Genomic DNA, 20881 nt, shown 5'->3' on the forward strand with positions numbered 1-20881 from the left:
ATAGGCCGAGGATAATCATAAAAATCAGTGGCTTAGACTTGTGGAGGGAGGAATATGGCAGAAGTCGTTCTTGAGAATATCTGCAAGACATACGGGAACAATTTTCACGCAATCGACCAATTGAACCTGTCGGTCGAGGACGGCGAGTTCTTGATTCTCGTCGGACCTTCCGGCTGTGGCAAATCCACCGCGTTGCGGATGATCGCGGGATTGGAGGACGTCACCAGCGGCAGCCTTCGGATCGGCGGCGTCGACGTCGTCGATATGCCGCCCAAGGACCGCGACATCGCGATGGTCTTCCAGAGCTACGCCCTCTACCCGCATATGACGGTGTTCGAAAACATCGGCTTTTCCATGCGGCTGGCAGGCAAGTCGAAGGCCGAGCGCAAGAAGCGCGTGGATGAGATCGCCAAAACCCTTCAACTGACGTCTCTGCTGGACAGCAAACCTGCGAATCTTTCAGGCGGACAGCGTCAGAGGGTTGCCATGGGCCGCGCCATGGTGCGCGAGCCGGCAGCCTTTCTCATGGACGAACCCCTTTCCAATCTGGACGCGAAACTGCGTGTTCAAATGCGCGCCGAAATCACCAGCCTGCAAAAGCAGCTCGGCGTCACGACCATATATGTGACCCACGACCAAACCGAAGCCATGACGATGGGCGACAGGGTCGCGGTGTTGAAAGGCGGCGTGCTGCAGCAGGTCGACACACCCAAGAGGCTCTATGAATCGCCGGTGAACGCCTTCGTTGCCGGCTTCATCGGGTCTCCTTCGATGAACCTTTTCGAGGCGACCCTGACGGGCGACGAACTGATGTCCGGCGCGTTAGCCATCCGGCTGCAGGATGCAGCCTTCGTGCGCAGGCCGGGCTTGAGGTCGTATGCGGGGCGCAAGGTCGTGTTCGGGATACGACCGGAGGATCTCTACGACAGCAGCCTCGAATCCGGCCGCAAGTATCAGACGATACCGGCAAAGGTGACCTCGATCGAAGAACTTGGATCCGAACAAATCGTCCATCTCAACATCGACGCGGTCCGAGTGGACTCCGGCGACCCGGACGCAGTGCAGGATTTCGGCCTGGCGTCGAACGCGGTGGCGAAATTCGAACCGGTCAGCACAGTCCGCTCCGGCTCGGAAATCCGGTTGGCCCTGGATGACGCCAAGCTCCATTTCTTCGATCCCGAGACGCATCTGGCGATCTGAATATCCGCGACAAGGCCCGCAGGCGAGGGTGAGGCGCCTGCGTAAGAAGACTTCTGAATAACCAGACGATCGTCCGCATTGTGCGGTCGATCCCAAAGAAGGAGGAGAAAATGATGTTTCGTATTAAACCCGCGATGCTGAAAATAGCCGCGGCCGCATGGTTGCTTGGCGCAACCGGCGCCATGGCGGACACGACGCTGGAATTCACCCAATGGTGGGAGCCCGAATTGCCGGCTGGCTCGCTCAGGGCAATCATGGATGACTTCGAGGCCGCAAACCCTGGAGTCAAGGTGACGCTGGTCAGCGGCCCGTACGCGACCACGCGAGACCAGATCTCGGTTGGTGCTGCAACCGGAACGCTCAGCGACGTCGTCGGTCTCGACGGTGCCTGGGTGAACAATCTTAATGCGCAGAACGCACTCGCCGACATGAATCCGATGATGGATGCGAGCGGCTTCGACAAGAGCCAGGTCGCGGACATCATCAAGGTGGACGGCAAGGCGGTGATGTTTCCCGTGGCTTCCTTCGTCTATCCGGTCTTCGTGAATTTGGACCTCGCCGCCCAGGCAGGCGTGACCAAGCTGCCGTCGACCCGTGCGGAGTTTCTCGAAGCCGCCAAGAAGATGACGAAGGCCGACAAGAACCAGTATGGCTGGGTGCTGCCCCTGTCGCTGCAAACGCCATCCGGCGTCCAGAACGACATGATGTCGTGGGTTTGGGCTTCAGGTCAGTCGATGATGGCGAACGGCAAGCCAGACCTTGAGGGCAAACCGGTGGTGGATATGCTCACCTTCGTCAAATCACTCAACGACGCCGGCACCATCTCGCCCGGCATCGCCACCAAGACCGAGCAGGAAAAGGTCGAGGAGTTCGTCAACGACCGCGTTGGGATGATGATCGACTCGCTCGCGCATGTGAACCTCATCCGCAAGCGCAATCCCAAGCTGAACTTCGACCTCATCCCGGTCCCGGTCGTGGAAAACTATACCGGCAAGCGCGGCCTCCCCTATGCCTCCTGGGGCATCGGCATCTCTGCTGCCTCGAAACATCAGGAAGAGGCCTGGAAACTCGTCCAATATCTGATGAGTGAAAAGGTGAACGCCAAGCTCGTGTCGCTTGCAAACGCCTTCCCGGGCAACGTCAACGCCAAGCCCGATTTCGTGACCTCGGACAAGGCTTTCGGCAAGGCTTTTGAAATCTTCAAGACCGGTTATCTCGCCAATGAGTTCACGGGCCTGCCGGTGGCTGAAGACCTGATGACCCAGTTCGACGTGCAAGCCCAGAAGATGCTCGCCGGCGAGCAGTCTCCCGAACAAGCCGCAGCCGCCGCTCAGAAGGGCTGGATGGCGAAATTCTGATCGGCCTGTTTGCTATCTTCGACCGGGTGGCCCGACTTCGGGCAGGCCACCCGGCAACAACGGACCGGCAATTTGAGATGAACCTGTTTTTGAAGCTTACCTTCTCTTGAAGGCGTATCCCAAGGTTGGCACATGACCCGGCAAAAGCGCTCCCACCACAAGCTGAAACGAGCGGTCGCACCCTACCTCTATCTGTCGCCCTCGCTGCTCATCATCGGGCTTCTGATGCTGCTGCCGATGGTGACGGTGATTGCCTACTCGTTCCAGAACAGCGCGGTGCTGCGTCGTGACCCATCCTTTGCCGGACTGAAACACTACCAGGCGATCTTCGACGACCCCGTGTTCTGGGCTTCGCTGTGGCACACGCTCTACTTCACGTGCATGAGTGTCATTTTCCACATGACCATCGGCATGGCCTTCGCGCTCATGCTGAACAGCGACCGCATCAATCCGACGCTGCGCAATATTCTGCGCGTGCTCTACATACTGCCCTGGCTGTTCACCGCGGTGATTATCGCCGTGATCTGGCGCCTCCTGCTTGAGCCGAACGGTGTCGTGAATAGCATTCTCATGCAAATCGGCATCATCGGTTCCAAGGTCGAATGGTTTTCCTCGCCTCAGACCGCGCTGCACGCCGTCACCTTTGCCAATATCTGGGCGGGCTATCCGCTCTTCATGGTCAGCCTGCTCGCGGGTTTGCAGGGCATTCCCAAGGACTTCTACGAGGCCGCCGATATCGATGGGGCGAAAGGCTACCAGAAGCTGATCTTCATCACCATCCCGCAGCTGATGCCGATCATCATCAGCATCTCGCTGCTCGACTTCATCTGGACCATGCAGGTCTTCCCGTTAATCTGGATAACGACGGGCGGTGGCCCGATCTACTCGACCGAGGTCCTCAGCACCTACACGTACAAGCTGGCGTTTTCGAGCTACAACCTGTCACAGGCGTCGGCGAGCGCCGTGGTCATCCTGCTGATCTCTCTCGGCCTGACGCTGTTCTACATCCGTTATCAGAAGGCTCGGTAGTCACCATGAGGAAACGAAACTCTGGCAAAGACAAGCTGATCACCGTCGCGCTGCATGTTGCTCTTGCGGCTGGACTGTTCTTCGCAGCCTTCCCGATCTACTGGATGCTCAGCAGCTCGTTCAAGTCGAACACCGAAATCTTTGCCCTGCCACCGACCATCCTGCCAAAGGCCTTCACGCTGGAAGCGTATGCAGCCATCCTTGGCGACCCGGTAAAGCTGCGTTTCTTCTTCAATAGCTATTTCGTGGCGGGATCGGTGACCGTGCTGACGGTCCTGATCGCCTTGCTGGCGGCCTACGGGTTCAGCCGCTTCAACTTCCGCGGCAAGGGCAGCCTGAACACAATCATCATCAGCACGCAGACGATTCCGCCGATCACACTTTTGATCCCCTTCTTCGGGCTTGTTGTCTCATACGGTATCTTCGATACCTACGTCGCACTGATCCTGACTTACCTGGTGTTTACACTGCCGTACGCGATCCTGCTGATGACGGGATATCTGAACACCTTGCCCCGCGATCTCGATGAAGCCGTGGCTGTCGATGGCGGCAGCAGTTGGACAGCGCTTTGGCGGGTGATCGTCCCGATCTCACTGCCTGGTATCGTGGCGACGTCGGTCTACACCTTCCTGTTGTGCTGGAACGAATTTCTCTTTGCGCTGACGCTGACGAAGTCAACGTCCATGCGCACCGTCCCGATCGGCATCCAGCTGTTGATGGGGCAGCACGCCTTCGAATGGAACCAGATGATGGCGATGAGCGTGCTCGGCTCGCTACCGCTCTTGCTCATCTACCTCGTTGCCCAGAGGTACTTCCTCGCCGGCATGACCGCGGGCTCGGTGAAATAGGATGTCCTTCCCACGGCGACGCAGAGTGGCATCAAGCAATAAGCGGTATCAAGGAATGAAAGTATGAACGTGAAAGACCTCAAAGTCGGCTGCCAGACCTTCACCTGGGAAATGCTCGGCAACCGTTTTACCGGCGGCCCCGACGATCTCTTGAAGGCAATTGCCGACGGCGGCTATTCCGGCATCGAGATCACCGACACCATGATCGGCCGCTATGCCGACAGGCCGTCGCAATTCGCCGCGGCACTGAAGTCATCGGGCCTTACTCTTGTCTCCTTCGCCTTCGGCTCGAAGAGCGGTTTCACCCTCGCAGAGGAGATCGGCGCCGACCTCGAAACCGCCAAGCGCTGGATCGACTTCGCCTCCGCATTTCCTGGCGCGCTGGTGTCGATGGGCTCTGCGACGGTGGTCTCCGACGGTCCGCGCGACGGCAAGTTCGCCATCGCGGCCGAAGTCTACAACAAAGCCGGCGAGCTCGGGCGCAAGGCCGGCGTCCAGGTCGCGGTGCATCCGAGTTCGCACCACAACACGCTGCTGTTCGACCGCGCCGACTACGACACGATCTTCGCCTTGCTCGACCCCGATCTGGTCGGCTGGGTGCCGGATACCGGCCATATATTGCGCGGCCACAAGGATATGGCCGACACGCTGCGCACCCACCGCGACCGCATCCGCTACATCCACTTGAAGGACGTCGATGCCAACGGCATCTGGGCCATGCTCGGCAAGGGCGTCTGCGACACGCCTGCGGTCATCGAGATTGCAGGCACCGCGCCACGCTTCAACGGCTGGCTGGTGCTGGAGGAGGAATCCGAGACGGCCGCCGCCGATCCCGCCGGCGCGGTGAAGACCAACCGCCAGACGATGCGCTCCTACGGCGCCTGAAGAACGAGACGATGATCAAGAAACAGGACAGACGCCTCAGGGTTGGCGTGCTCGGCTGCGGCCCCATCGCGCAGTTCGCGCATCTGGAATCCTGCGTCAAGGCCGGCAATGCCGACCTCTACGCCATCTGCGACGCGGCACCCGACCTGCTCGCCCGCATGGGCGCCACCTACGAGCCGCAGAAGATCTATGCCGACTATGATGCGATGCTCGCCGATCCCGAATTGGAAGCCGTGATCGTCGCCACCTCGGACGCCTATCACGTGCCGATGTCGATCAAGGCGCTCGATGCCGGCAAGCATGTTCTGTGTGAAAAGCCGATCGGCACCTCGGTCGAGGAAGGCGAGGCGCTAGCCGAGGCGGTCAGGCGCTCGGGCAAGGTGTTGCAGGTCGGCCACATGAAACGCTTCGATCCGGCGCTGGAGGCGGCGCGCGACTTCGTCCACGACGAGATCGGTGAGGTGCTGGCGCTGAAGGCCTGGTATTGCGATTCCACCCACCGCTACACCAACACCGATGCCGTGCAGCCGCTGCCCGTCACCAGCAAGCTGGCGAGGAAGCCGGCGGGAAATCCGAAGGCCGATCTCAGGCAGTATTTCATGCTGGCGCACGGCTCGCATCTCGTCGACACGGCGCGTTTCCTGTGCGGTGATATCGTCGCCGTGCGCGCCCGGCTCAATGAGAAATTCGGCGCCTATTGTTGGTTCGTCGAGACCGAGTTCGCCAGCGGCGCGCTCGGCCATCTCGACCTGACCGTCGCCGTTCGCATGGACTGGCACGAAGGCTTTCAGCTCTATGGCGAGAACGGTTCCGTCATCGCCAGGACCTTCAACCCCTGGTACTTCCGCGCCAGCGAGGTCGAGATCTTTCACGAGAAGACCGCCACCGCCCACAAGCCGCTCGGCGCCGACGGCCATTTCTTCCGCCGCCAGCTGGAAGGTCTTGCCCAAACGGTGCTGGAAGGCACGCCGATGCGCGGCGCCAATGTCGAGGACGGCATCGCGTCGATCCGCGCCATGGTCGCCATCGCCCGCTCGGTCGAGACCGGTGAACGGGTCGAACTCGCCTCGGTTTCGGGAGCGGTGTGATGCGTCTCGGCATCTTCGCTAAGACTTTTCCGGGGATTGAGCCAGCTGCGGTGCTCGCGGCCGTCCGGCAGGCGGGCTATGAGACGACGCAGTTCAATCTCGCCTGTGCCGGCCTGCCGTCGATGCCGGATGCGGTGCCGGCGGAAGCTGTCGCTTCCATCCGTGCCGCCGCGCAATCGACCGGTGTTTCCCTTGCGGCACTGTCGGGCACCTACAACATGGCGCATCCCGACAAGGCCGTTCGCGACGACGGCCTCAGGCGCCTGGCCGTCGTCATCGAGGCGGCTGCTGCCTTGGACATCCCGCTGGTCACGCTCTGCACCGGCTCGCGCAACGCCGCCGATCAGTGGGCCTATCACCCCGACAATGCCGCGCCGGCCGCCTGGTTCGACATGGCCGCAGAGATGGCGAAGGCGCTGGCACTGGCCGAAGCCGCCGGCGTCGATCTCGGCATCGAGCCCGAACAGGCCAACATCGTCACCTCGGCCAGGGATGCGACCAGGCTGATCGCCGAGATGGGATCGAAGCATCTGAAGATCGTGCTCGATCCGGCGAACCTGTTCGAGCACGCGACGCCGGACGAGGCGCGCGCCATTGTCGCCGCAGCCATCGACGAGGCCGCCGGCCATATCGCCATGGCGCACGCCAAGGACCGTCATGGTGACGGTCGGTTCGCCACATCAGGGCAAGGCATCGTCGATTTTCCGGATTTTGTTTCACGGCTGAAGGCAGCGGGCTTCGAGGGATCGCTTGTCACCCACGGACTGTCCGCCGACGAAGCCCCCGGCGTCGCCGCCTTTCTACGGAGGCTCCTCTGATGGGCGCCGCGCCAACGATCCTGCTTCGCGACGATGCGGCACTTCGTGTCTTCGACACGGGGCAGGGCAGGCTTCCCGTCGTTTTTCAGCATGGTCTCGGCGGTGACGCAGCGCAGGTCGCGCAGAACTTTCCCGATGGCCCGTCATACCGCCGGCTCACCATCGAATGCCGCGCGCAGGGCGGCTCCGGGGCTGGCAGCAAGCGTTCCTTTTCGATCGGGATGTTCGCCGATGATGTGCTGGCCGCCGCCGATGCGGCCGGGATCGATCGTTTCGTCGCCGGCGGTATTTCGATGGGCGCGGCCATCGCCTTGCGGCTTGCCGCCCGGCACCCGGACCGCATCCTGGGTTTGGTGCTTGTTCGCCCTGCCTGGGCTTTCGATGCGGCGCCGCAAAACATGCTCCCCTACGCGGAAGTGGCGGAGCTTATCCGCAGCCGTCAACTAGATGAAGGGCGGGATATCTTCGCCGCTTCCGCGACTGCCGCACGCTTTCGCACCGAGGCGCCGGACAACCTTGCTTCCCTGCTCGGCTTCTTCGCGCGCGACAACGCCGCCGTTTTCGCCGAGGTGATGCAATCGATCGCAAACGATGGGCCTGGCGTGACACGGGCCGAAGCCGCTGGCTTCAAAACGCCCACGCTCGTCATCGGCACCGGCATCGATCTCGTACATCCGCTGGCGACCGCGCGCAGCCTCGCCGACGCCATCCCCAACGCTGCCTTTGCGGAGGTGACGCCGAAGGCCACCGACAAGGAGCGCCATTTCGCCGAAATCCGCGCCGCCATCGGCAGCTTCCTCGAAGATCGTTTTAACAACCAGGACCAATCATGATCTCGAAACCTCTCTCCGGCCCGGCCGCCATCGCCGCATTGCCACGCGATCGCATGATCGCCGAATTCTCGCTGTGGTCGGCCAATCTCGCCAATTTCGAGAGCGACCTCAGGCGTATCGAGCCCTATGTCGATCTTCACCACATCGATGTGGCGGACGGTCACTTCGCCCCGTCCTTCCTGTTCTTCCCCGACCTCGTCGCCCGCATTGCCGGGCTGACGGCCAAGCCCATCCATGTCCACCTGATGGTCGATGCCGCAATCGTCGAGGCGCAGACGCGCCAGTTCATCGAGTCCGGCGCCGACATGATCAGCGTCCATGCCGAGAATGGCGAAGCGGGGTTGCGCGCCGTGCGACTGGCACGCGAACTCGGCGCCGAGGCGGGCGTCGTGCTCAGGCTGGAGACCCCGGTCGAGACGGTGACGCCTTTCGTTTCCGAGGTCGCTTTCGTCACGCTTCTGGGAACCGCAATCGGCGTCAAGGGCCAGAGCCTATCGGATAAGGCCTGCGACAGGCTGGGCGCTGCCCGCGCCATCTTGAGAAAGGCCGGCCGCGAAGCGGAAGTGGTTCTGGCGGCGGACGGCGGCATCCGCCACGAGACCGTGCCGTTGCTGCGTGCCGCCGGTGCCGAGACGGTGGTTCTCGGTTCGCTCGCCTTCGGCGACAAGGATCTCGCCGGCCGCATCGGCTGGCTGCATGGCTTGAAGGTCGCGGCATGACAACAGAAGCCGCCCTTGCGATCGATCTTGGTGGGACGGAGCTTCGTGCCGCCCTGGTCGACCGCGACGGCAAGATCCTGGCATTCGCTGCGGTGCCGACGCAGGCGCAGGCCGGCCCCGATGTGGTGATCGGCCAGATCGAGGCGCTCGCGGCGACCGTCCATGCCGAGGCGCCAGGGCTCGCCGTGGTCGGCGTCGGCGTCGGTGCGCCGGGACCGCTCGACCCACTGGCCGGCATCGCCGTCGGTCCACCGACGCTCGCCGGCTGGCTGGACGTACCGCTGGCCGACATCCTCGAGCGGCGGCTCGGCCTGCCGGTGCGGCTGGAGAACGATGCCAACGCAGCGGCGCTCGGCGAATGGCGCTTCGGCGCCGGCCATGGCGCTCGCTCGCTGGTCTTCGTCACGGTTTCCACCGGCATCGGCGGCGGTGTCGTCGTCGACGGGCGCATCCTGCACGGGCGCCGTGGCCTTGCCGCCGAGATCGGCCATATGACCATCACCAATGAAGGCGAGCGTTGCGTCTGCGGCGTCGTCGGCTGCTTCGAGGCCATCGCCTCGGGCACCGCGCTCGGCCGCCGCGCCAACGCCGCGACGGCTGTAGGCGACGGCTCGGCCTTGCGGCGGCTGTCGGCGGATGCGGAGGTGACCGGCCGCCATGTCGTCGAGGCGGCACGGCTGCAGGACGCTCTTGCTTTGGCCTTGCTCGAGGAGGAAGCGCGCTGGCTGGGCGTCGGCTTCACCAATCTCCTGCATCTCTATTCGCCCGACGTGCTGGTTGTCGGCGGCGGCATCGCCAATGGCCTCGACCTGATGCATCCGGTCATCGAGGCGACCATCCGGCAACGCGCCATGCGCGCCTATCGCGACGTGCCGGTGGTGCAGGCCCAGCTCGGCCGCCATGCCGGGCTGGTCGGCGCCGCCAGCCTCGTCCTGTTCGATGATGTGGGCACTTTGGTAGCCCGCAGGCCTGTCGGTCCAAGCACATATCCGGACACGCCGCTGACCAAGACCGGCGCCGTCTGACGTTGCGACCTGCATGACAAAGGCCGGAGGCAGCACGCCTCCGGCCTTTTACGCATTGACCGCGCGGATTACTCGGCGGGTACGATATCCGCCGGCAGGCTGTCATCCGCCGTGCCCGCCAGCGCTCTCGCCAGCTTGGCTTCGTCGAGTTCACCTTCCCAACGCGCCACCACCAGCGTGGCGACGGCATTGCCGACGAAGTTGGTCAGCGCCCGGCACTCCGACATGAAGCGGTCGACGCCGAGGATCAGCGCCATGCCGGCGACCGGCACAGCTGGAACCACCGACAGCGTGGCGGCAAGCGTGATGAAGCCGGCCCCGGTGATGCCGGCCGCACCCTTGGACGAGAGCATGGCAACCAGCAGCAGGAGGATCTGGTCGCCGATCGACAGGTGGATGTTGGTCGCCTGCGCGATGAACAGCGCCGCCAGCGTCATGTAGATGTTGGTGCCGTCGAGGTTGAAGGAATAGCCGGTCGGGATGACCAGACCGACCACCGAGCGCTTGGCGCCGGCCTTCTCCATCTTTTCCATCAGCGAGGGCAGGGCGGCTTCAGACGAGGAGGTGCCCAGCACCAGAAGCAGCTCTTCCTTGATGTAGCGGATCAACGACAGGATGGAGAAGCCGTTGTAGCGGCAGACAGCCCCCAGCACGACGAACACGAACAGAAACGACGTCACGTAGAAGGTGCCGACCAGCATGGCGAGGTTGATGACCGCGCCGATGCCGTATTTGCCGATGGTGAAGGCCATGGCGCCGAAGGCACCGATGGGGGCGGCTTTCATCAGTACGCTGACCAGCTTGAAGATCGGCGTCGTCAGTGCCTGCAGGAAGTTGAGGACGGGCGTGCCCTTGTCGCCGACCAGCGCCAGCGCGATGCCGAACAGCACCGAGAAGAACAGCACCTGCAGGATGTCGCCGTCGGCGAAGGCGCCGACGATGGTCGTCGGGATGATGTTCATCAGGAAGCCGGTGACCGACTGGTCGTGCGCCTTGGCGGCGTAGGTGTTGACGGTCGAGGCGTCGAGTGTCGCCGGGTCGATGTTGAAGCCGGCGCCCGGCTGTACGACATTGGCGACGACGAGGCCGATGATCAGCGCCAGCGTCGAGAAGGTAAGGAAATAGAGCATCGCCTTACCGGCGACACGCCCGACCTTCTGCAGGTCGCTCATGCCGGCAATGCCCGTCGTCACGGTCAGGAAGATGACCGGGGCGATGATCATCTTGACCAGCTTGATGAAGGCGTCGCCGAGCGGCTTCATGCTCTCGCCGACGGACGGATAGAAATGGCCGAGCAGGATGCCGACGGTGATCGCGACGAGCACCTGCACGTAGAGTTGGGCATAGAAAGGCTTGCGCTGCGCGGAAGACGCGCCTGATTGGTCTGCGATGTGCATCGAACTCTCCCTGCCGGATGGGGCGGAATGCACCGCCCTGCGTGACTTCTCCCATCGCGGCGCTCCGGTCGCACGCCGCTAGCCAGGACTTTTGCAAGCGTCGTGCCAGATCGGGGAAAGGCCGGAATCCCTGCATTTCCGCCTTTGTCAGAGGTCGCGCGGGCAATGTCTGTGCGGATTTCCGCACAGGCAGCGTTTGCCTGGGCGGATTTTCGCATTACACTGGCCATAAGGCCGCGAGCAAAAAGGGAGAGGGCAGACGCCGCAGGCAGGCACCGATAGCGAATCCCAAGGATTTGCCGGCCATGAGTTGCTGCGCGAGGCGGTGGCCCGGCTGCGCGATGGCCGCTGGCTTGTCGTGGTCGTCGCCCTTGCCCTTCTGGCCGGCGCGATCGCAATCGCCGGGCGCATCGCCTCCGGCCAGGCGGCCGACAATCTGCGCGACACAGCACTTGCCGCTCTGCCGCTGGCGGCGGGAACCCTGACCGGCGAAATCGAAAAGCAGCGCCTGGTTCCATTGGTCCTTGCCCGCGACGATGCGGTGCGCGGCGCCCTGCGCCGGGCCGGAAAGATGGAAGAAAAAGCCCTCAACGACAAACTCAAGGCGATTGCCGGCGATGCTTCGGCGTCCGCCATCTATGTCATCGACACGGCGGGCATCGCCATATCAGCCAGCAATGCCGGCGAGCCGACCAGCTTTGTCGGCATCGACTATAATTTTCGTCACTATTTCAGGGAAGCGATGACTGACGGCGGCGCCAGCCAGTACGGGCTCGGCACGATCAGCGGACGGCCGGGACTCTACCTTTCGAGCCGCGTCGACGATAACGGCAAGCCGCTTGGCGTCGCGGTGTTGAAGGTCGAGCTCGATGGCGTCGAAGCCAATTGGCGCTCCAGCGGGTTCCTTGTTTTCGTCACCGACGAACACGGCGTCGTGCTGGCCACCAGCCAGCCCGAATGGCGGTTTCACGCGCTGGCGCCGCTCTCCGCCGAAGACGCCGCCGCCGCCCATGACCAGCTTCAGCTGGCCGATGCCGGTTTCGAACCCCTGCCGCTGCGACGCGGCGCCGGTGACGGCCTGGCAACGATCGACAGCGCCGGAAAACCACGCCAGTTCGTCGAGGTCGTGCAGGATCTGCCCGGTGCGGTCCCTGGCTGGCGTCTCTGGCTGCTGACGCCTGCCGACGCTGCCCTCTCGTCTGCCGCCAATACGGCACGCCTGACCACACTGCTCGGGCTGCTGCTGACGGGCTTGCTTGCCTACGTGCTCACCCGCCGCCGCCGCACACGCCGGCTGCGGCAGGAGGCGCTGGCGCGGATGAATGTCGAACTGGAGAGCCGCGTGAGCACGCGAACGGCCGAGCTGACGCGCTCCAACACCGCACTTGCAGGCGAAATCGCCGAGCGTGAAAATGCCGAGGCCAGGGTCCGCCGGCTGCGCGACGATCTCGCCCAGGCCAACCGGCTTTCCATTCTCGGCCAGATCGCGGCCGGCGTGGCGCATGAGATCAACCAGCCGGTCGCCGCGATCCGTACCTATGCCGAGAATGCCGGCCGCTTGCTCGACAGTGGCAAGACCGGATCGGCCAGGGGCAATCTGACGTCGATCGTTTCGATGACCGAACGTATCGGCGCGATCACCAGCACCTTGCGCACCTTTGCCCGCCGGCCCGGCACTGCTGCCTCCCCTCTGCCGGTGCGCGAGGCGATCGACGGCGCGCTGTCGCTACTGTCGGGGCGTATCCGCGATTCCGGCGTGACCATCGTCAAGCCGCGCGGCACCGCGTCACCGGTGGTCATGGCGAGCCGCATCCGGTTGGAGCAGATACTGGTCAATCTGTTGCAGAATGCGCTGGACGCGATGAAGGACCAGCCCGATCCCCGCGTCGAGATCGAACTCGCCGAGCGCGACGACAGGGTGCTGATTTCGGTGCGCGACAACGGCCCCGGTCTCAGGCCGGAGGCGGCCGGCAATCTGTTCATGCCGTTCCAGACCACCAAGGAGAAGGGGCTTGGCCTCGGGCTGGTGATCTCGCAGGAGATCGCCCAGGAATTGGGCGGCACCTTGCGGCTCGATCCCGGCAGCGCCAGTGGCGCTTCCTTCACCATCGACCTGAGGCGAATTGAATGATTGAGGGATCAGGACTGGTCGCGCTTGTCGACGACGACGCGGACCTGCTGCACGCCACCACGCAATTGCTCGAGCTTGCCGGCTTCGCGGTGGCCGCGCTCGACGCTGCCGAGGCAGCACTTGCCGTCGTCGACAGGAACTTCGAAGGCGTTGTTGTCAGCGACATCCGCATGCCGGGCATGAATGGGCTGCAGCTGTTCGATCGCATCAAGGCGATCGACCCCGACATACCGGTGATCCTGGTCACCGGGCATGGCGACGTCGATCTTGCGGTGGCGGCGCTCAAGGACGGCGTCTACGATTTCATCCCGAAACCCTATGCCGGCGATCGCCTCGTCGAGGCGCTGAAACGGGCATCGGAGAAACGGCGTCTGGTGATGGAGAACCGCCGCCTGCGCGAAGCCGCGGCACTGGCCGCCGACGGCCTGCCGCTGATCGGCGAGGCGCCGGCCATCCGGCGGCTGCGCGAGACCTTGCGCCAGATTGCCGACATGGATGTCGACGTGCTGGTCGAAGGGGAGACGGGAACCGGCAAGGAAGTGGTGGCGGACCTGCTGCACAGATGGGGCCGGCGCCGCGCAAAACCCTTCGTCGCGCTGAATTGCGGCGCCCTGCCGGAGACCGTCATCGAAAGCGAGTTGTTCGGCCACGAGGCGGGCGCGTTCACCGGCGCGCAGCGGCGACGCATCGGCAGCATCGAGCACGCCAGCGGCGGTACGCTGTTCCTCGACGAGATCGAATCCATGCCGCCGGCCCTCCAGGTCAAGCTGCTGCGGGTGCTCGAAACCCGCAGCGTCACACCGCTTGGCTCGAACGATATCAGGCGCGTCGACCTCAGGGTCGTCGCGGCGACCAAGGTCGATCTCGGCCGGGAGGACGAGCGCGGCGATTTTCGCGAGGATCTCTATTTTCGCCTCAACGTGGTGACGCTGCGCATCCCGCCACTGCGCGAACGGCGCGGCGACATCCCGATGCTGTTCGGGCATTTCCTCGGCAAGGCGGCGGAACGGTTCGGCCGGCCTGTCGCGAAGGTAAACGCCGCGGTCAGCGATCATCTCCAGTCGCACGCCTGGCCGGGCAATGTGCGTGAGCTCGCCCATTTCGCCGACCGCGTCGCGCTCGGTCTCGGACCGGAGGATGAGACGAAGGCGGTTCCCGCACACTTGCCGGAGCCAGAGGCCACACTGCCCGAACGGGTCGGCCACTACGAGGCGCAACTCATCCGCGAAGCGCTGCGTGACCATGGCGGCGATGTGCGCGGCGCCATCGACGCGCTCGGCGTGCCGCGCAAGACCTTCTACGACAAGCTCAAGCGCTACGGCATTGCCGCGTCCGAATTTCGCAATGGCGGCGATGCGGATGCGCACCCTGTTCGGGGACAGGTATAGACATTGCGCAAGCGCGCTGCTCTTCGTAACGCTTGGTTCGTATCCAGTTGCGCATCTCGGAAGAAGCCATGAAAACAGCACTTGAAACGACAGCAAATCCCTTGCCGGAGGAACTCGCCTTTCTCGGCGAACGTCTGACGGCGTTCAACGACGGCGATGTCGGCGCTTCCGAAAGGAAGGCGCTTGCCGTGTTCGTGCGCGATGAGGAGGGCGCGGTGGTCGCTGGGATTTCGGGCTACACCGCCTGGGGCTGGCTTTACGTGCAATGGCTGTGGGTCGATGAGCGGCTGCGCGGCCGGCACATGGCCGGCACAATGCTGGACGCGGCTGAGCAGGAAGCCGTTGCGCGCGGCTGCAACAATGCCTGGATTGATACCTTCAGTCCAAACGCCGCCAAGGTCTATCAGCGCCAGGGCTATCAGCCTTTTGGCGCGCTTGCCGATTTCCCCGCTGGCCGCAGTCGTATTTTCCTGCAGAAGAAACTGCTTGCCTGATCAGCCAGCAAGCTTCCCGCCGCGCATCGGTTGCGGCGCGCCGGTGGTGCTCGGGAAGCTGATCGGCAGGCCGCGCAGCACGCGAACCGCGAGGAAGGCAAAGCACTCAGCCTCGACCGCGTCGCCGCTCCAGCCGAGGCTTTCGGCCTGCACCACCTCGACGCCGGCGCGGCTGGCCAGCATTGCCATCATTGTCGGGTTGTGGCGGCCGCCGCCGCTGACCACCAATTTTCTAGGCCGGTGTGGCAGAAGGTCGAGCGCCTTGCCGACGGCGCCGGCGGTGAAGGCGGTGAGCAGGGCGGCACCGTCCTCGACGTTCAGGCCGTCCGCCATCGCGGCACCGAAGTCGAAACGGTCCAGTGATTTGGGATAGGGCTTGGTCATGTAAGGATGCTGCAGCAGCTTGGCGAGCCGGGCCTCGTCGACCGTTCCCGTGCGGCCAAGTGCGCCGTCGCGGTCCATGTCGCCGAGCCCCTTCGACTTGATGAAATCGTTGAGCGGCGCGTTGGCCGGTCCGGTGTCGAAGGCAATGACATTGTCGGCGCCGTCCCACCAGGTGATGTTGGCGACACCGCCGAGATTGAGCACCGCCACCTCGCCACTGGCGCCGGCGCTGCGCATCAGCGCGGTGTGATAGGCAGCGGCCAGCGGCGCGCCTTGCCCGCCGGCGCGCATGTCGGCCGAACGAAAATCGTAGGCAACCTTGGTGCCCAACAGGGCGTGCATCAGCTCGCCGTCGCCGAGCTGCCGGGTCTGGCCGAGACGTCCGACCTGCGGCGCGCGATGCAGCACGGTCTGGCCGTGAAAACCGACGACGCCGATATCGGCCATCGTCATGCCATAGCTTTCGACCAATTCCTTGACCGCCGCCGACTGGGCACGTGTCAGGGCTTCCTCCGCGGTGCGAAAAATCGTCGGCTCCGGCCCGACGAAATTCCAGGCTCTCGCCGCCGTCAGCGTCTCTTCCAGCAGGGAGCGGATCGACGCGGGATAAGGCATCAGCCGATAGGTGCCGAAATCCTCGATGCGCTCGCCATCGGTCTTGATCAGGGCAACGTCGATGTTGCCGTCGAGCACGGTGCCGGTCATCAGGCCGACGGCCCAGATTGGTTTCATCATTGAGCTCCATTCATGAGATCACCGACCGCTTGCCGAAGCTGAACGATTCCGCTGTCGAAATGACGTGTCGGATGGATCCTGTTGGTGAGCAAGGTCCAGGCCTTGCCTTTGTCGAAGTCGATCCACAGCCCGGTGCCGGTAAAGCCGGTATGGCCAATGGTTCCCGGGCTGCACAACGTCCCGCCGGACCAGCCCTCATAGGGACGCTCCCAGCCATGGGTGCGGGTGGCGGACAAAGGTGCGCGCATCAGTGCGATCGAACCTTCGGATGCGCCGGTGCCGGTCAGCAGCCCTTGCGCGAAATCGAGGACGGAAGCGGCTGTTCCGAACAGGCCGGCATGCCCCGCACCTTGCAGCGCCGAGCAATTGTCGTCGTGGACTTTGCCGGACAACACGCGGTGCCGCCAAGTGCAGTCCTCTGTCGCTGCGGCGACATCGGGCTCCGTTGACCAGGCAAAGCCGGGGCCAGGATCCATGTCGTGGATGGTCTTGCTTGACAGCCGCTCCAGCGCGAAGCCGAGCAGGATGAAGTTGATGTCGGAATAAACGGGATCGCGGGCTCGCCATTCGCGCTGCAGGATGAAGGCGCGCAGCAGCTCGGGATCGCGTCCGTAAGTGTAGATCGGCTCGACCGCCGGAAATGGCGTCTGGTGTCCGAGGCATTGGCGAAACGTCACCTTCCGTTCCCAGGCTTCGGCATCATACTGGCGAAGATCCGGCAGGGCGGAGACCAGCGGCGCATCGAGATCGATGACGCCGTCTTCCCCCAACGCCAGGATGCGCGGCGTGGTGAAGATGACTTTGGTCAGCGATGCCAGGTCGAACCAGGTGTTGTCCTGCATGGGGCGCGGCTTTGGCGCGAGTTGCGCGGAGCCGATTGATCGGATGATACGGCTGCCGCTTTTATCGACAATGCCGAGCACGCCGCCTGGGATTCGCTTGGCGGAAACCGCTGCTGCTAGCGGTTGGAATGCGCGGTCGAAGAGCTGGGCTGCCGCGCTCACGCTTCCGCCCTCGCCATGTGATCCCGCCCAAACTGCTCCCACCTCGCTGGCGCCGGCTCGAACCCCTGTGGGCGCACCAGCGACGGAACCTGGCGCGTGTCGAGTTCGAAATGCTCGTGGCGGCGGTCGATGGTCGGAACGGCGGCGATCAGCTTCTTCGTATAGGAGTGCTTCGGCTTCGACAGCACCGAGGTCGCGTCGCCGATCTCGACGATCTGGCCGGCATAGATGACGGCGATGCGGTGAGCGATCCGCTCGACGACAGCCATGTCGTGCGAAATGAACAGATAGGCGAGGCCGAACTCGCGCTGCAGGTCGACCAGCAGTTCCAGCACCTTGGCCTGCACCGAGACATCGAGTGCCGAAACCGCTTCATCGAGAACGACCACGGAAGGGTTGAGCATCAGCGCGCGGGCGATGCACAGCCTTTGCCGCTGGCCGCCGGAGAATTCGTGGGGGTAGCGTTCCAGACTGTTTTTCGGCAGGCCGACGCGTTCCAGCAGGCTCGCCATCCTGGCCTTCGCTTCAGCATCCACGCGGCCGCCGGTGGCGATCACCGGTTCGGCCAGGATGCTCTCGATGCTGAGCCTCGGGTTGAGCGAGGCATAAGGATTCTGGAACACCATCTGCACGGGCAGGGCGCTCTGCTCGGCGGAAGCCTTTCGGGCGCCGACCGAGAAGCTGCCGCGCGTCGACCGCACCAGGCCCAGCACGGCGCGCGCGGTGGTCGATTTGCCCGAACCGCTCTCGCCGACGATGGCCAGCGTCTCGCCTGGCATCAGGTCGAAATCGACGCCGTCGACGGCGTGCACCGCGCCGGTGGCGCGGCTGAGGAAACTGCTCTTCAGGGGAAATCGCACCACCAGACCGTCGACCTTCAAGGCCGGTTCCGTGCTTGCGCCCTTGTCGCGCCGTCCGTCCGAACGCGTCGTGCTGCCATTGGTGAAGTGCGGCACGTCCTGCAGCAGATGCTGCGTGTAGGGGTGCTGCGCATTGTCGAGGATCTGGTTCAACTCGCCCTGTTCGACGGCCTGCCCGTTCTGCATCACCATCACCTTGTCGGCGATACCGGCGACCAGGCCGATGTCATGCGTGATGAAGATCATCGACATGCCGGTTTCCCGCTTCAGTTCGGCCAGCAATGCCATGATCTGCGCCTGCACTGTGACGTCGAGCGCCGTCGTCGGCTCATCGGCGATGAGCAGGCGCGGATTGCAGGCGAGCGCAATGGCGATCATCACCCGTTGCAGCATGCCGCCGGACAGTTGATTGGGCGTGTATTTCAGCCGCCGCGCGGCATCGGGAATGCGCACGCGGTCGAGCGCATCCTTGGCCGCTGCGGTGGCCTGCCTGCCTGTCAACCCGCGGTGCAGCCGAAACGATTCCTCGATCTGCGAGCCGATGGTCAGCACCGGATTGAGCGAGGTCATCGGCTCCTGGAAGATCATGCCGATCTCGGCGCCGCGAATGCCGGTCAGTTGCGGTTCGGTGGCGGTCATCAGGTCGAAAAGGCTACCGTCGGCGCGCTTCAGTTTCATGGCGCCGCCGGTGATGCGCCCGCCGCCGAAATCGATCAGGCGATTGATCGACAGCGCGGTGACGGACTTGCCCGAACCGCTTTCGCCGACAATGGCAAGTGTTTCGCCATCGGCGAGGTCGAAGCTGACGCCGCGCACCACCTCATTGGCTTGCGGATTGCGGCCGAAGCCGACGCGCAGGTCGCTGACGGACAGCAGCGGGCTCATGCCGGCGCCCTCCGCATCCTCGGGTCGAGGATATCGCGCAAGGCGTCACCAAGCAGGTTGAAGCCGAGGATGCTGATCATGATCGCCAGACCGGGGAAGATCATCAGCCAGGGCGCGGTCTCCATCAGATTGCGGCTGTCGCTCAGCATCAGGCCGAGCGATGCGGAGGGCGGCTGCGTGCCGAGACCCAAGAAGCTGAGGCCGGCTTCGGTCAAAAGCGACCACGCCAGCGCCAGCGTCACCTGAACGGTCAACGGCGCCACCAGATTGAGCAGCAGGTGCCGCGTCACGATGTAGGACGAACTGCTGCCGAAGGTGCGCGCGGCGTCGACGAATTCGCGCGCCTTGAGCGACAGAGCAGGGCCGCGCACCACGCGGGTGAAGATCGGCGTGTAGACGATGCCGATGGCAACGATGCTGGTCCACGTGCCCGGTCCGGCAACGGTGACGATGAGCAGCGCCAAAAGGATGGCAGGGAAGGCCAGCAGCACATCCATGATCCGCATCACGACGCCGTCCCAGCGGCGCCCGAGCCAGGCGGCGGCCAGCCCGAGAACCGTGCCGGCAAGGGTGGCGAAGGCCACCGAGAAGAAGGCAACCGTGAAGGACTGGCCGATGCCCGCCATCAGCCGGCTGGCCACGTCGCGGCCGAACAGGTCGGTGCCCATCCAGTAGGCGCTGTTGGGCGCATGCAGCCGGTCGACCCGGAATTGCGTGATGGGATTGTGCGGCGTCAGCCCCAGCATGCCGAGGACGGCGACCAGCAGATAGACGCCGACGATGACGCCGCCGATGCGGCCGCTGCCGTGGCTGAAGATGGCGCGCAGCATGCGCATCAGGACTCTCCCAGCCGGATGCGCGGATCGAGCGCGACATAGGCGAGGTCGACCAGGAGATTGACGATCATGAAGTTGAAGGCAATGAACAGAACGCTGCCCTGCACCAGCGCATAATCGCGCTGCAGGATCGCGTCGAGCACCATGCGTCCGAGCCCCGGCAGGGCGTAGATCTGCTCGACGATGACGGCGCCGCCCAGGAGGTAGCCGAATTCGATGCCGCTCAGCGTCACCACCGGGATCAGCGCGTTGGGCAGTGCGTGCCGCCAGATGACGCTGCGCGCCGAGGCGCCCTTACTGCGCGCGGTGCGGACATAGTCGTCGCTCAACACGTCGAGCATCGCCGAGCGCGATATGCGGGTGACGGACGCCGCGAAGGCAAAGCCGAGCGTGATTGCAGGCAGGATCAGCTGGCTGAGATTGCGCAAGGGATCCTGCCAGAGCGGCGCGAATTCGCCCATCGCCGGCAGCACGCCGAAGCCGGCCGACAGCGTGTAGATGATCAGCAGGCCGAGCACGAAGCTCGGCGTCGACTGGCCGATCATGGCGACGATGCGCACGCCCAGATCGGACAGTTTCTCATTGTGCGTGGCGGCGAAGATCCCGGCAGGCATGCCGACGACGAGCGCGATGATCATCGACAGGACGGCCAGCTCGAGCGTCAGCGGGAAGCGCTCGATGATGACGTCGAGCACCGGCCTGCCATAGGTGACCGAGATGCCGAGATTGCCGTGCAGGATGCCGCCTATCCAGCGCCAGTACTGGATGAACCAGGGCTGGTCGATGCCGAAATAGGCAGCGAGCGAGTCCCGCTGTGCCGGCGTCAGCAGGCCGGCTTCTGTTCCGAGCATGGCCGTGATCGAATCGCCCGGCACCATCCGGATCGCCACGAAGACCAGGATGGACACGCCAAGCAGGACGAGAGGAAACGTCGCCAGTCGTCGCATCAGATAGTTCACGCGAA

19 protein-coding genes are annotated in these 20881 nt (G+C 64.0%); 13 read left to right on the forward strand and 6 right to left on the reverse strand.

Annotated elements, in window-relative coordinates:
* Window positions 1-54: 54 nt before the first annotated feature.
* The 10 genes from EJ076_RS13940 to EJ076_RS13985 all read left to right on the forward strand — a co-directional run bounded on the left by EJ076_RS13940 (window position 55) and on the right by EJ076_RS13985 (window position 9803).
* A complete protein-coding gene (locus tag EJ076_RS13940; RefSeq protein WP_109661864.1) occupies window positions 55-1200 on the forward strand; it encodes an ABC transporter ATP-binding protein in 1146 nt (381 codons plus the stop codon).
* Window positions 1201-1310: 110 nt separating this feature from the next.
* Window positions 1311-2558 (forward strand): sugar ABC transporter substrate-binding protein, encoded by a 1248-nt coding sequence (locus EJ076_RS13945; RefSeq protein WP_109661866.1) that lies wholly within the window; start codon window positions 1311-1313, stop codon window positions 2556-2558.
* 132 nt (window positions 2559-2690) lie between these two features.
* Window positions 2691-3587 (forward strand): sugar ABC transporter permease, encoded by an 897-nt coding sequence (locus EJ076_RS13950; RefSeq protein ID WP_126068256.1) that lies wholly within the window; start codon window positions 2691-2693, stop codon window positions 3585-3587.
* A gap of 5 nt (window positions 3588-3592) precedes the next feature.
* Window positions 3593-4435: a carbohydrate ABC transporter permease gene (locus EJ076_RS13955; protein WP_126068257.1), complete on the forward strand. Its 843-nt coding sequence runs from the start codon at window positions 3593-3595 to the stop codon at window positions 4433-4435.
* 63 nt (window positions 4436-4498) lie between these two features.
* The gene (locus tag EJ076_RS13960) at window positions 4499-5320 is read left to right on the forward strand and encodes a sugar phosphate isomerase/epimerase (protein WP_126068258.1); all 822 of its coding nucleotides are present in this window, start codon (window positions 4499-4501) and stop codon (window positions 5318-5320) included.
* 11 nt (window positions 5321-5331) lie between these two features.
* Window positions 5332-6408: a Gfo/Idh/MocA family oxidoreductase gene (locus tag EJ076_RS13965; protein WP_126068259.1), complete on the forward strand. Its 1077-nt coding sequence runs from the start codon at window positions 5332-5334 to the stop codon at window positions 6406-6408.
* On the forward strand, window positions 6408-7226 hold the full coding sequence (locus tag EJ076_RS13970) for a sugar phosphate isomerase/epimerase (RefSeq protein WP_126068260.1): 819 nt from the start codon (window positions 6408-6410) through the stop codon (window positions 7224-7226). The genes EJ076_RS13965 and EJ076_RS13970 overlap by 1 nt, the downstream gene beginning before the upstream one ends.
* Entirely contained in the window at window positions 7226-8059 is an 834-nt protein-coding gene (locus EJ076_RS13975) for an alpha/beta hydrolase (RefSeq protein WP_126068261.1), read from the forward strand. The genes EJ076_RS13970 and EJ076_RS13975 overlap by 1 nt, the downstream gene beginning before the upstream one ends.
* Window positions 8056-8778, forward strand: a complete 723-nt coding sequence (locus EJ076_RS13980) for a ribulose-phosphate 3-epimerase (protein WP_126068262.1) — start codon at window positions 8056-8058, stop codon at window positions 8776-8778. Before EJ076_RS13975 ends, EJ076_RS13980 begins: the two co-directional genes overlap by 4 nt.
* Complete coding sequence (locus tag EJ076_RS13985; protein ID WP_126068263.1) at window positions 8775-9803, forward strand: ROK family protein; 1029 nt, start codon at window positions 8775-8777, stop codon at window positions 9801-9803. The genes EJ076_RS13980 and EJ076_RS13985 overlap by 4 nt, the downstream gene beginning before the upstream one ends.
* Before the next feature lie 68 nt (window positions 9804-9871).
* On the opposite strand, the gene EJ076_RS13990 is transcribed toward EJ076_RS13985, so the two are convergent.
* Complete coding sequence (locus EJ076_RS13990) at window positions 9872-11200, reverse strand: dicarboxylate/amino acid:cation symporter (protein WP_109661885.1); 1329 nt, start codon at window positions 11198-11200, stop codon at window positions 9872-9874.
* 310 nt (window positions 11201-11510) lie between these two features.
* On the opposite strand from EJ076_RS13990, the gene EJ076_RS13995 reads away from it, so the two are divergent.
* The 3 genes from EJ076_RS13995 to EJ076_RS14005 all read left to right on the forward strand — a co-directional run bounded on the left by EJ076_RS13995 (window position 11511) and on the right by EJ076_RS14005 (window position 15213).
* Window positions 11511-13331 carry a sensor histidine kinase gene (locus EJ076_RS13995; protein WP_126068264.1) on the forward strand — a complete coding sequence of 607 codons (1821 nt, stop codon included), beginning with the start codon at window positions 11511-11513 and terminating at the stop codon, window positions 13329-13331.
* Window positions 13328-14719, forward strand: coding sequence for a sigma-54 dependent transcriptional regulator (locus tag EJ076_RS14000; RefSeq protein ID WP_126068265.1), 1392 nt, complete (start codon window positions 13328-13330; stop codon window positions 14717-14719). Before EJ076_RS13995 ends, EJ076_RS14000 begins: the two co-directional genes overlap by 4 nt.
* A 68-nt stretch (window positions 14720-14787) precedes the next feature.
* Window positions 14788-15213, forward strand: a complete 426-nt coding sequence (locus EJ076_RS14005) for a GNAT family N-acetyltransferase (RefSeq protein ID WP_109663250.1) — start codon at window positions 14788-14790, stop codon at window positions 15211-15213.
* On the opposite strand, the gene EJ076_RS14010 is transcribed toward EJ076_RS14005, so the two are convergent.
* The 5 genes from EJ076_RS14010 to EJ076_RS14030 are packed head-to-tail and all read right to left on the reverse strand — an operon-like array spanning window position 15214 to window position 20876.
* Window positions 15214-16329, reverse strand: coding sequence for an anhydro-N-acetylmuramic acid kinase (locus EJ076_RS14010; protein WP_126068266.1), 1116 nt, complete (start codon window positions 16327-16329; stop codon window positions 15214-15216).
* Complete coding sequence (locus tag EJ076_RS14015; protein WP_126068267.1) at window positions 16329-17336, reverse strand: serine hydrolase; 1008 nt, start codon at window positions 17334-17336, stop codon at window positions 16329-16331. The genes EJ076_RS14010 and EJ076_RS14015 overlap by 1 nt, the downstream gene beginning before the upstream one ends.
* On the reverse strand, window positions 17333-19081 hold the full coding sequence (locus EJ076_RS14020) for an ABC transporter ATP-binding protein (RefSeq protein ID WP_126068268.1): 1749 nt from the start codon (window positions 19079-19081) through the stop codon (window positions 17333-17335). The genes EJ076_RS14015 and EJ076_RS14020 overlap by 4 nt, the downstream gene beginning before the upstream one ends.
* Entirely contained in the window at window positions 19078-19917 is an 840-nt protein-coding gene (locus tag EJ076_RS14025; RefSeq protein ID WP_126068269.1) for an ABC transporter permease, read from the reverse strand. Before EJ076_RS14025 ends, EJ076_RS14020 begins: the two co-directional genes overlap by 4 nt.
* Window positions 19917-20876, reverse strand: a complete 960-nt coding sequence (locus EJ076_RS14030) for an ABC transporter permease (protein WP_126068270.1) — start codon at window positions 20874-20876, stop codon at window positions 19917-19919. The genes EJ076_RS14025 and EJ076_RS14030 overlap by 1 nt, the downstream gene beginning before the upstream one ends.
* Window positions 20877-20881: the final 5 nt, after the last annotated feature.

The organism is Mesorhizobium sp. M7D.F.Ca.US.005.01.1.1 (assembly GCF_003952545.1).
Classification (GTDB): Bacteria; Pseudomonadota; Alphaproteobacteria; order Rhizobiales; family Rhizobiaceae; genus Mesorhizobium; species Mesorhizobium loti.